Here is an 11,587-nt window from a genome sequence, read left to right as displayed (position 1 = left end):
CGATTAACACTCCCATTTATCAATGACATCTTTCAGTTTACCTGCTAGTTGATCTGCGGCGAACTCACCAGCTTCAATCATCTCCTGAACCTGTGTGAACGAACTAGAGCTAAATGTTTCAAGCCTCGGCCGGATCATGAGATCTGCATGAATGGTTTGATGACGGACCAATTCATTTTGAAGGATGTCCAAACTTTGCATAATCACATCCGATAATCTCGTCGCCTTTTCTGTTTTTTTCACCCTTGATACATCAGAGGCGATAATAAGGTCTGCGCCCATTTCTTTTAAAACGGACACAGGAATGCGGTCAACAACCGCTCCATCCACTAGCTGTCTGCCGCCCATTTCGTGAGGAACAAACACGCCTGGAATGCTAATGCTTGCTCTGACTGCTTGTGAGACAGACCCTTCTTTAAACACAACCTTTTCCCCTGTCTCGAGGTCACAGGCAACCACCGCAAGGGGCATTCTTAATTCTTCGAATGTTTTCCCATATGTAAACGTGTGAATCAGCTGCAAAATACGATTTCCTTTTAAAAGACCGATTTTTGGCAGTGTATAGTCAGCATAATACTTTCTTCTGAAGACAAGTGCAAGTTTTTTCATTTTTTCTACGTCTTGTCCTGCCGCATAAAAGCTCCCAACAAGTGCGCCAATACTGCTTCCAGCGATCATATCTACCTGTATCCCTTGCTTCTCAAGACTAGACAAAACCCCGATATGCGCCATTCCCCTCGCACCCCCGGAGCCTAGTGCAAGCCCGATGATCGGTCGCTTCATGAAAATCCACCCTCCTCTTTCTATGCATATATACGAATCTATAGGTCTAAACATGCCCCTACTGCTCGTATAGTAATAGAAGACAGGCTCGGCTAGTTTCTTTTTCTATAATCACGAGCTCGCCAATAGATCATAACGGCAAGGGGCGAAATCTCCATGAAAAAATGGAACACTCTGTTCATCGCTGCTTTTTTTATTTTCTTAACAGCCACTGTGATTACACACCCACAAGCCTCTTTGCAAGCATCGAAAAATGGACTTGCAATGTGGTGGGAGGTTGTATTTCCATCATTGCTTCCTTTTTTTATTTTGTCCGAGCTATTAATTAGTTTCGGGATTGTCAGATTTGTCGGGGTATTATTAGAGCCATTTATGCGCCCCATCTTCCGGGTGCCGGGTGTAGGCGGATTTGTACTGGCTATGGGAATGGCTTCAGGGTTTCCTTCTGGTGCGAAATTAACGACAAGACTGAGGCAGGAAAGGCAGCTGACGCGGATCGAAGCAGAGCGTCTCGTTTCCTTTACAAATTCATCGAATCCATTGTTTATTTTCGGTGCGGTGGCTGTTGGTTTTTTTCATCATCCAGCTTTAGGCATTGTATTGGCCAGCGCTCATTATTTAGGGAATCTCGCTGTTGGTGTGACGATGCGGGGATATAAAGCGCGCCATGATGCACACCTAAGAAGCCGTAAGAAGTTTTTATTCCCCCCGTTTAAAGAGGCATTCAATGCTCTTCATACAGCAAGACTCGCAGAGAAAAGACCGCTCGGCCAAATGTTAAGTGATGCAGTCATGTCATCAGTCCAAACACTCTTTATGATTGGCGGCTTTATCATCTTATTTTCTGTGTTTAGCAAAATGCTGTCAGTTGTCCATGTGACAGACCTTTTATCTATAGGGCTCGGATATATGCTGCAAACGCTGCATCTTCCGCCAGAATTAGACCTTGCCATGATTGCCGGTTTATTTGAAATCACATTAGGAAGCCAGATGACGGGGTCACAGGAAGTCACCCTTCTCGCTAAAACCATTGTCGTCAGCTTTATTTTAGGATTCAGCGGGTTCTCTGTTCAAGCCCAAGTCGCCGGCATTTTAGCGGCAACCGATATCCGCTTTAAACCGTTTTTCTTTGCCCGCTTGCTTCACGGGATTTATGCAGCTGTTTTTGCCTTTTTATTATTCAAGCCTCTTTATGTCTCTCGATCAGACATGGCTCTCCCAGCGGGTGCCTTTGATGCAGGCCAGCAGGTCGTCATGTTCAGCAGCGTGCTTTGGAATCAGCTTGTGACAGCTGGTCCTTTGATCACACTTTGCAGCTTGATTGTGTATATCGCGCTATACTATCGGAAATTAAAAAATGGATGAGTGCTGGGTGCACTCATCCATTAAATTTTTCCTTCAGCGCTGCTTCTACCTCTTTTGGTACAAGATCTTTGACTGCCCCATGATATTTCGCTACTTCTTTGACAATACTGGAGCTTAAGAAGGAATATTGATTGTTGGTCATCATAAAAAACGTTTCAATTTCATCGTCTAACACTTTGTTCATTGAGGTGCCTTGCATCTCATACTCAAAGTCCGTCACAGCTCTTAGTCCGCGTAAAATGACTTTGGCTTCTTTTTGCTTCGCGTAATCAACAAGCAGGCCGTGAAACGATTCAACTTTGATATTTGGCAGCTCCTTCGTTGCTTGGCGAATAAGCTCACACCGTTCTTCAACAGTAAATAACGGTTTTTTAGATGAATTATTTAGTACACATACATACACTTCATCAAAAATCTTTGCACCTCTTTTGATGATATCCAAATGCCCCAATGTGACTGGATCGAAGCTGCCCGGACAAACGGCTATGTTCCCCATGCTAATTTCCCCGCTTTCTATAGATCGTAATACCAGTCAATCCGTACAGTTCCTGTCTTGTGATTTGAAGCTGTCCTGCTTCTTCTGGCAGCTTCACATCTTTATCATGCTCACACACGATCACGCCGTCATCTGTTAACAAGGCGTGCTCGTCAATCATTTCAAGAAGTGCTTTTAGCTGTTGATCTTTATAGGGCGGATCAAGGAAAATGGCTTGAAAGGATTCCTCTCGTTTCACAACAGCTGCGAGTGCACGCTTTGCTTCATTTCGAAACACTTCACTTTGATCCATTAGCGACAATTGATTCAGGTTTCCTTTAATCGTCTGAATCGCCTTTATATCTCGATCAACAAATATGCAATGATCGAATCCTCTAGAAAGCGCTTCAATCCCTAAACCACCGCTTCCTGCAAATAAATCAAGAGCCCATCCACCATCAAAATACGGGCCGATCATATTAAATATTGATTCTTTTACTTTATCTGTCGTCGGTCTTGTTGATTGACCTGGAACCGCTTTAAGTGTGCGGCCTTTTCTCGTTCCAGAGATGACTCTCATTTTTCCACCACTTTTTCTGCTTGCTTCTATTCGTCATTGTTTATGACAAAAAATTCAACATTATCTTACCACATCACTCCTCAAGGAACAATGCGCGGATATTCATTCATTTTCTATGTATAGATCAAGAAATCCGGGGTCATACTACTTATAACAGCATCTGATGTGGTGCTGTTGCCAACCGCGGAGAAGACTTACGTTTCCCCATAAGTTCTTCCTCCGGTTTCTCCTCTCCCTTTGCCTTCTCCTTAATGAATCATTAAGAATAGAAGGACCCCGCGGGTGATGCCGCGGGGATTTTTTTGTGTCTTTAAAAGCCCACCTTATAATCATACTCTTTTGCTTTGTCCAATTTGGATTCGTACTCTAATTTAATAAAAGGTTTATATGAAGGCTCAACACGTTTCACAAATGGTAACGAGCTGAGTTTAGCCATATGGCGCTCAAGATCATCCATATCACAATAAATCACAGCATATTTCATTTTCCTTGAAATATAGTGAACATTTCCGAATTTTCTTAGCGCTTTTGACTGCTTTAACGAATGCAGCCAGACGACCATCCCTTGACGTTTGGTTTCCATCTTTTCACCTGCCGCTTTTCAATTCTTTTCATTCATTATGTAAAAGACGAGACATTCAAGTCTCGTCAAGATACTTTACAGCCGCAGCTGCCACCTGATCCACAGCCACCGCCGCATGATGATAGACCATCAAAATATGGGTTCCCTGTTGGAACTTTAATATATGCTGATACAGCTTGACCGATTTCAATACTAATCTCATCTAAGATGGATTGAATCGCTGTTTCTGCTTTTTTGAAATCAACCACTGTATCGTGAAGATCTAGCTTTCTTTTGACCTCACGCATTTCCTTTGAGATCGTTCTATAGTCCGGATGATATTTGCCAAACCGCTGCACATCCTCATACTGCTCTTTTACTTTTGTAAAATGGGCAATAATTTGTTGGGCTTCTTCGTCTTGCTGGAGACGCTTAAAGCAGTTGCGGTAATGTTCAGCCTCCTCCGACTGAAGAATCATGGCAGCCAATTGATTTGCTTCCTCTTGGAGCTCCACAGATTCGATTGTCGCATACATAAATGTTGCACCTCCAATTCATAGTTTACCACGAAACCTATGGATCAGAAAATGCTTTTACGTGACAAATACATCCCATGTTTCTCTTTTCTGTTTATATTCTGGATGACGGGAATTCAGCATAACAGTCATTTTATGCTTTCCTTTTGAAAGATGCTTGACCACAAATGCCGCGGTATACTCATTCCCTGCACGTTTCCCGTCTACATACACTGTAAAATATCCCGCCTTCTCGTTCTTTTTCAGACGCTCTGGCTGAAGATGAAAATCTTGAAGTGTACTTTCTATATAGACAGACGACCCTTGCACTTTGTATTTCAAAAAGCCTTGCTGCTTCATTTCGCTTTGGGCTTGCTGCATGACTGGTACTGCTGGGTCTTGCTTAATCACTTGCTCTTCTCCATGTTGACTTTGACACCCGGTGACAAGAAAAAGCAATGCGCCTATTGACAGCATCCATTTCATCATCTGATTCTCCTTTCATCTACGTTTATAGGATGCTCAGGAAATAGACATCTTAATCAACTCAAAAAAAGCCTCAGCCGGCTCCATTTTGATTGCGCATTGCTTGGAACATTTGAATCATCATTTCAGCCATTTGGACGCTATTGCTCAACTGACTCACACGATGAGGAATGGTTTTTTCGTAAAAGTTCATTTTATCTAATTCAAAGGACGTTAGATTTTCAGGATGTCGCGTCAGCTGTCTGTACCAGATAGGACGCTGCCTTATGAATTTGATTCGCTCCTCTTCGGCCATGACAAATTCCTGTACTTCTTTTCGCACCAGAAGCATCCCCTTTCACTTAATCTTTCCTGAAGGAGAATGGGTGCTGACTGCCTCCAGATGAACCTTTCTTTGAACCGTTGGATGAAAATTGGCCGAGTAAGCTTTGTAAAGAGGAAATAGACTGGCTCATTTTGTTAATTTGTTCATTCATTTGATCAGCGTCCATTTTTTTCACAGCAGAAACCATTTTAGACATAAAATCTGCTTTTCCTGCTTCACTTGGCTTAGAGTCTCTTTCTTCTTTCGCATCTTCAGATTTCGATTGCCGGTAAGGTGACCACATCTCATCTTCCTCACCAAACATGACCCAATTCTCGTATACACTTTGCCAGCTTTTTTCTTGCGTTTGCACTTCTTGAATTAACTTCGGATGGCGTCTGACGAATTGTTTAAATTCATCAATGGATGTTTGTTTTTGCTTGTTTGTCATATCCTCACCCCCCATACAAATGCCTACTATACTATATACACCAGCATCTGTTTTGGTGAGCCTCTTTTTCACCATCAAAAAAACAGCTGCGACCATGCAGCTGCTTTCGTTTAAGAAGTTTTCTTGATGAAATTTTGGGTGTAATATTTTTCTTTCACCCCTACGCCAAGATGCGTGTAATCTTTATTTAATAACGCCTTCCTGTGACCTTCACTATTGAGCCAGCCCTCTACCGCTGCAGGTCCATCGACATAGTTATAGGCAATATTTTCACCTGCGAGCTGAAAGCCCACCTCGCCTCTTTCTAACCGGTCTTTCAGCGTACCGTATTTTTTAGATTCATGGGAGAAATAATGATTCTCTTTCATGTCCTCACTATGCATGAAGGCCACTTCAGAGGTTTCATCATCCCACTTTAAGATCGGCAGGTTGTACTTATGGCGGATAATATTGGTCATATCAAAAATTTGTTTTTGACTGGAAGCTTCGATATCTTTCCACTTTTCGCCTGATATCGCCTCAGGTTCTACCAATTGACCTCGGTAGACCACCTCATACGGCTTTTGTTTCACAAATGTATCTGCGTTGAAGGCCCTGATACTTGAAAGGGTGCTTTCAAACTTATCCATGTAAAGCTGAACATACACATCATCTCCCACTTTCACAGTGGGTCTTGTATTCATATCATCTTCTGAGAATTCAAAGCGGTATGAATTTTGTTCATCCTCCACATGAATGTAAGGTGCAATTTGTGTTTTCTTAAATACTTCACTCGTGGCTTGACCGATTTTAAACGGTTCTACATTCAGACCGTCTCCTGTTGCAAACAAGGTCACCACTTTACTATCCTTTACCCCTACTTGAATATAGTGCTTCTTCGATTGGTTGTAAATCCACCAGTCATAATCATATGCGGAAGGATCAATGCGATCTGGTTCTCCCAGCTGTTTAAGCACTTCGTTTGAAGATTTCCCCATAAAGGACATGAGCCCCTTTTTGGGGATGTTGATCGGCTTATCGCTAGATGTTTCTTCATTAGACACCTTCGGTTCATTGCTGTTTTCTTTTTCTGGTGAAGATCCATATTGAATAAACAGAACGTACGTTCCAGATATAATCAGGAGGATGAGGAGTGTTTTGAGCACAGTTTTCAAATAAACACCTCCGTTAAATTGGCAAGGTACAAAAAGTACCTTCTACTGTCATTTAAACAAAACTTGCTCCATTTATCAACGACAATACAGCCTATTTAACACGAATTTAAAATATGCCCCTCTTAATGAAGAAATCCTTGTCCATGATCTTGATCCTGTTGAGAGATTTCTGTCAGTGCCTCTCCCGCGCGATCATTTGATAAATCTTCGACTGATAAATCTCCTAGAGCGACAATCCCTGTTAATGCGCCGTTTTTTACAACAGGAATGCGGCGGAGCTGATGCTCTGACATGAGCCGGACAATTTCTTCAAGTGTTGCATCTTCTTCAGCTGTTAGTACTTCCTTTGTCATCAGCGAGCCCACTTCCTGTGAGTTTGGCTTTTTTTCTGCAATGCCTCTAAGCACAAGGTCACGGTCTGTTACTATCCCAACGAGCTGATCTCCGTCAACCACTGGAATGGCACCGATATCAGCATCTCTCATTTTGACTGCTGCTTCATACGTATTGTCATCTTGCTGACATGTCACTACTTTTTTTGTCATAATATCTTTGATTTTTTTCGTTTTCATGTTGATTCCTCCATCCGTTATTTTCTTTATTACTGTAACCAGCTTATAAAAGAACATACCTTTCACAGTTGAAAGTTTAACGCTTTCATACTATGATTGTCAGTAAAGGGAAATTTTATAAGGAGGGGTTTTGGGTGAAGTTTGAAGATACGGGGATTGAAAAGGTATCAGCTGACTTAAATAAATTAGATTTCATTATGGAAAGTGAAGGATTTGTACGAGCCGATCAATGGGATTATGAGCGTGTGACATACGACAGAAAGTACAGCATGGTAGAGGGAACCTTTTATTTACGGATTTCCGGCTACGCTACTGAAGGAGATGTCGGTTCCAAAAAGGCACACATTCAGCTTCTAACACCGTTACTTGGAAAACACTATTATCCACATGGCGTTGAATACGGCGAAGGCGAAGAATTCCCTAAGTCTCTCATTCAATCAAGCAAAAAAACACTTGCACAGCTGAAGGAAAAACTAGAAGCCATGACGGCTGAAGCATAAAACAAAGGGCTAAAATGATTTTTTAGCCCTTTTCCTCATACGATGAAAGCACAGCCATCTGGCTGTGCTTTTTTTATTCATATTTCGGAATAAGCGCATCTGGTACGGCATCTTTCGCTCTTTCTTTTCTTGCCCAGTCAAAGAAGACAACAGCAAGAATAGAGCCGTACACAATCTCCTGAATAATTTTCATCAAAATCGCACCTAGCTGCTGATCCTCTAGCAGCGGCAAGGTGTGGAACATATCAGGGCCAGTGAGAGCAAGGCCTGCAAGCATATCACTTGGCACACATAAATGCAGTGCTTGTATCCATGCGCCGGCATCAGAATAGGTTGCATAGATCGGTGCTTCACTAAACATGATGAGTGCACAGGCCGGAGTCATCAATATCCCGTCTGCCATGATATATCCAAGCTTCAAAATGCCTGTGATCTGCGGCTGACTTTGGACTTTATGGACAAGCGGCCACCACATGAAAAAGGCAGCGATAAAAATAACCACCGTCATCAATGCGTGGTAAAACGGATCTGTTTTCACAAAATCAAACACAAGCGGAATGTGATACAGCGAAAACAATCCGTTAAATCCAAGCAGTGCAATTAAAGGTTTGGAAAACAAACGGAAAACAGCTTGAATACCTGGTGTTTGAATGATCCGCTCCCATATGGCTGGAGGCAATCCTGTAATAAGGAGAGGCGGGATGACTAAGTATAGCACCGCCATTTGCGCCATATGTGCACTAAACATAATATGCCCCATTAAATCAATTGGGCTCCCTTTCACAGCATATAACAGAACAAGCCCCGTCAGAAATAACGTCTTCTCTTTCACCGTCGCACGGTGCTTTCCCTTTGTCACAAGAAGCAGATAAAGAGCAGCTGCTATCACAATACAAGTCAAATAATAAGGGCTCCATAATGCCCGAAATCCGAATATTTCTAAGTTCTCCATTGCTGCGCCTCCTTCAAGGGCAAAGCGGGTTTACCACCATATAATGGTCAAAAAGGCTAATACGGTAATAAACGCAACAAACACACCTGAGTATAGAAACAAGGCGGGTGTTTCATGCCCTTTTTGGTTCATGTGCATAAAATAATAAAGCTGAAAAGCTACCTGAATGCCTGCAAGCAGTAAAATAAATGGTACTGCGAACCAATTTCCAACGTCTTCTGAGGCGATCGTTAAAAACGCAACAAATGTTAATCCAATCATCAAGCCGAAGGAAATGAGCTGATGCTTCATTTCCTCGGCATTTTTCTTTTTACGATATACAAGATCGACTTTGGACTGATTTGTGTTTTTATTTCCCATTCTTATCCCACCATTCCCATTAAATATACAACGGTAAAGATGAAGACCCACACAACATCAATGAAGTGCCAATAGAGACTTGCCACATAATATTTCGGCGCATTGTATAAATCAAGTCCGCGTCTCATATTTCGAATCATAAGAGCGGTAATCCAGCAAAGTCCGAAGGCAACGTGAGCTCCGTGAGTTCCTACAAGTGTATAGAAGGAAGAACCAAGAGCAGAGCTGGTAATCGTAAATTCATACGCATGCACATAGTGATAAAACTCATAAATCTCAACCCCTAAAAATCCAGCACCTAAAAGGACCGTGATACCAAGCCAAAGCTGCATCTTTTTAAAGGCAAAGTTTTTCATATGATACATGGCATACACACTCGTTAAACTGCTCGTTAATAGAAGCATTGTGGCAATAAAGACAAGTGTGAGGTCAAACATATCAGTTGTTTTTGCTCCGCCTGCATTTGAGTTTTTCAGCGCCAAATAAGTGGCGAAAAGCGATGCAAACAGAACGGTTTCTCCTCCAAGAAACAGCCAGAACCCGACAAACTTATTCTTCCCTTCTAACGTGGCCTTCTCAGGAGAAGCTGGAAAGGTTTCCGCCGTCATTTTTTGTGGTTCCATTATGCTTTCACCCCTTTATCATCGTCGTCGGTCAAATCTTCTTTGTGAATATGGTATCCATGATCATCTTTCAGAGACCTAACGAGCATGGTCGCAAACGTAATACCAAGACCAATGAAGATCACCGGAAGCCCCCAGCTGTGCTCTTGACGATACATGAAACCAAACGCTGACACAAATAGACCGAATGAGATAATGACAGGCAAGATGGAGTTATTCGGCATGTGAATATCATCGAGCGGTTCAGATGCTGTCATTCCTTTTTTACCATCCATTTTTTCAATCCATAATGGATCTAGTCCTCTGACAAGCGGAAGCTGTTTAAAGTTGTATTCTGGCGGAGGCGAAGACACTGCCCATTCAAGTGTTCTTCCATCTCCCCAAGGATCGCTCGATACACGCTCCCCTTTGGCTGTTGTCCAGATGATGTTAATCAGCATGATCACAACAGCTACAAACATAAACAGTGCCCCAATCGTACTGACTAAGTTCCCAAGCTCGAGACCCTGACCTGGCAGGAATGTAAAGACCCGGCGCGGCATGCCCCATAGACCGAGAAAATGCTGGATAAAGAAAGTTAAATGGAAACCGATGAAAAACAGCACAAAGCCAATTTTCCCAAGCTTCTCATTCAGTATTTTTCCAAACATCTTCGGCCACCAGTAATGCACACCTGCTAGAATACCGAATACAACTCCGCCGATAATGACGTAATGGAAATGCGCCACAACAAAATACGTATCATGGAACTGATAATCCGCTGCAGCTGCCGCAAGCATGACCCCAGTTACCCCGCCAAGTAAGAACGACGGAATAAAGGCAACAGAATAAAGCATCGGCGTTGTAAACTTCACATTACCGCCCCATATCGTGAGCAGCCAGTTGAATACTTTAATTCCTGTTGGCACCGCAATTGCCATGGTCGCTACAGCAAAGATCGCATTGGCGATAGGTCCAAGCCCCGTAGTGAACATGTGATGCGCCCACACCATGAATCCAAGGAAACCAATCAATACAGTAGCGAACACCATGGACGAGTAACCAAACAATCTTTTTCTTGCAAACACCGGAATGATCTCAGAAAAGATTCCGAATGCCGGCAGGATCAAGATATATACTTCCGGGTGTCCGAAAATCCAGAACAAATGCTCCCAGATGATTGTATTTCCTCCAAGCTCTGGATTGAAAAAGCTCGTGTCAAACATTCTATCAAGCATCAGCATCGCAAGCCCTGCTGTCAGCGGAGGGAATGCGAATAAAATAAGTGCGGAGGCGACAAATGTCGTCCAAGTAAAGAGCGGCATTCTCATATACGTCATACCAGGCGCTCTCATATTAATAATCGTTGCAAGAAAGTTAATTCCTGCAATCAGCGTACCAATACCCGCGATCTGTAAACCTAAAATGTAGAAATCCATTCCATGACCTTCTGAATTCAGCGTGAGCGAAGCGTATGCAGTCCAGCCTGCATCAGGTGCTCCGCCCATAAACCATCCAAGGTTTAAGAAAATTCCTCCGAAAAAGAATAACCAAAAACCAAGTGAATTCACAAACGGAAATGCTACGTCACGTGCACCAATTTGAATTGGTACTACCGCATTCATTAATGCAAATAACAGCGGCATAGCTGCAAGGAAAATCATTGTCGTTCCATGCATCGTCATGATTTCATTGTAAACCCCTGCACTGACAAAATCATTTTCAGGGATGGCTAGCTGAATACGGATAAACATCGCTTCTATCCCGCCAACCAAAAAGAAAAATCCCCCTGCCACTAAATATAATATGGCAATTTTTTTGTGGTCAACCGTTGTCAAGTAATCCCATAAGACAGCGCCAAACCCCCGCTTTTTAGCTATTGTACTCACCATGAAATCCCCCTCTTATCTCCCATTTGCCCCTTTT

16 protein-coding genes are annotated in these 11,587 nt (G+C 42.7%); 2 read left to right on the top strand and 14 right to left on the bottom strand.

Annotated elements, in window-relative coordinates:
• Positions 1–3: 3 nt before the first annotated feature.
• Positions 4–783, bottom strand: a complete 780-nt coding sequence (locus AAZR19_RS02830; RefSeq protein ID WP_041108887.1) for a patatin-like phospholipase family protein — start codon at positions 781–783, stop codon at positions 4–6.
• 156 nt (positions 784–939) lie between these two features.
• Here AAZR19_RS02830 and ylbJ point away from each other — a divergent pair, with 156 nt between their 5' ends.
• Positions 940–2,148, top strand: coding sequence for a sporulation integral membrane protein YlbJ (ylbJ, locus tag AAZR19_RS02825; RefSeq protein WP_041108885.1), 1,209 nt, complete (start codon positions 940–942; stop codon positions 2,146–2,148).
• Positions 2,149–2,161: 13 nt separating this feature from the next.
• Here the strand turns inward: ylbJ and coaD are convergent, their stop codons facing one another.
• From coaD to AAZR19_RS02780, 9 genes are all read right to left on the bottom strand, one after another.
• Positions 2,162–2,644, bottom strand: coding sequence for a pantetheine-phosphate adenylyltransferase (gene coaD / locus AAZR19_RS02820; RefSeq protein WP_024426917.1), 483 nt, complete (start codon positions 2,642–2,644; stop codon positions 2,162–2,164).
• A 1-nt stretch (position 2,645) separates the two neighbouring features.
• Positions 2,646–3,203 carry a 16S rRNA (guanine(966)-N(2))-methyltransferase RsmD gene (gene rsmD, locus AAZR19_RS02815; protein WP_041108883.1) on the bottom strand — a complete coding sequence of 186 codons (558 nt, stop codon included), beginning with the start codon at positions 3,201–3,203 and terminating at the stop codon, positions 2,646–2,648.
• A 310-nt stretch (positions 3,204–3,513) separates the two neighbouring features.
• Positions 3,514–3,786 carry a YlbG family protein gene (locus tag AAZR19_RS02810; RefSeq protein ID WP_024424276.1) on the bottom strand — a complete coding sequence of 91 codons (273 nt, stop codon included), beginning with the start codon at positions 3,784–3,786 and terminating at the stop codon, positions 3,514–3,516.
• A gap of 65 nt (positions 3,787–3,851) precedes the next feature.
• Entirely contained in the window at positions 3,852–4,301 is a 450-nt protein-coding gene (locus tag AAZR19_RS02805; RefSeq protein WP_007499807.1) for a YlbF family regulator, read from the bottom strand.
• Between the two features lie 57 nt (positions 4,302–4,358).
• A complete protein-coding gene (locus tag AAZR19_RS02800) occupies positions 4,359–4,766 on the bottom strand; it encodes a hypothetical protein (protein ID WP_041108882.1) in 408 nt (135 codons plus the stop codon).
• Between the two features lie 73 nt (positions 4,767–4,839).
• Positions 4,840–5,088, bottom strand: coding sequence for a YlbE-like family protein (locus AAZR19_RS02795; protein WP_024424278.1), 249 nt, complete (start codon positions 5,086–5,088; stop codon positions 4,840–4,842).
• Between the two features lie 19 nt (positions 5,089–5,107).
• Positions 5,108–5,521, bottom strand: a complete 414-nt coding sequence (locus AAZR19_RS02790; protein ID WP_041108880.1) for a YlbD family protein — start codon at positions 5,519–5,521, stop codon at positions 5,108–5,110.
• 110 nt (positions 5,522–5,631) lie between these two features.
• The gene (locus AAZR19_RS02785) at positions 5,632–6,675 is read right to left on the bottom strand and encodes a CAP domain-containing protein (protein ID WP_024424280.1); all 1,044 of its coding nucleotides are present in this window, start codon (positions 6,673–6,675) and stop codon (positions 5,632–5,634) included.
• 122 nt (positions 6,676–6,797) lie between these two features.
• Entirely contained in the window at positions 6,798–7,247 is a 450-nt protein-coding gene (locus AAZR19_RS02780) for a CBS domain-containing protein (RefSeq protein WP_024426912.1), read from the bottom strand.
• Between the two features lie 134 nt (positions 7,248–7,381).
• Between AAZR19_RS02780 and AAZR19_RS02775 the strand changes: the two genes are divergently transcribed.
• A complete protein-coding gene (locus AAZR19_RS02775; RefSeq protein WP_041108878.1) occupies positions 7,382–7,747 on the top strand; it encodes a YugN family protein in 366 nt (121 codons plus the stop codon).
• Positions 7,748–7,820: 73 nt separating this feature from the next.
• Here AAZR19_RS02775 and ctaG read toward each other — a convergent pair whose 3' ends face one another.
• Genes ctaG through ctaD form a run of 4 tightly spaced genes read right to left on the bottom strand, consistent with a single transcriptional unit; the run spans position 7,821 to position 11,553 of the window.
• The gene (gene ctaG / locus AAZR19_RS02770) at positions 7,821–8,699 is read right to left on the bottom strand and encodes a cytochrome c oxidase assembly factor CtaG (protein WP_034281665.1); all 879 of its coding nucleotides are present in this window, start codon (positions 8,697–8,699) and stop codon (positions 7,821–7,823) included.
• A 30-nt stretch (positions 8,700–8,729) separates the two neighbouring features.
• Entirely contained in the window at positions 8,730–9,059 is a 330-nt protein-coding gene (gene ctaF / locus AAZR19_RS02765; RefSeq protein WP_024426910.1) for a cytochrome c oxidase subunit IVB, read from the bottom strand.
• 2 nt (positions 9,060–9,061) lie between these two features.
• Positions 9,062–9,682, bottom strand: coding sequence for a cytochrome c oxidase subunit III (ctaE, locus tag AAZR19_RS02760; RefSeq protein ID WP_024424780.1), 621 nt, complete (start codon positions 9,680–9,682; stop codon positions 9,062–9,064).
• Entirely contained in the window at positions 9,682–11,553 is a 1,872-nt protein-coding gene (gene ctaD, locus AAZR19_RS02755; protein WP_076839511.1) for a cytochrome c oxidase subunit I, read from the bottom strand. The genes ctaE and ctaD overlap by 1 nt, the downstream gene beginning before the upstream one ends.
• Between the last annotated feature and the right edge of the window lie 34 nt (positions 11,554–11,587).

Origin of the sequence: Bacillus sp. Je.9.29.b (assembly GCF_051129925.1) — a bacterium.
GTDB classification, from domain to species: domain Bacteria; phylum Bacillota; class Bacilli; order Bacillales; family Bacillaceae; genus Bacillus; species Bacillus safensis.
This window is presented reverse-complemented; position numbering and strand designations above follow the sequence as displayed.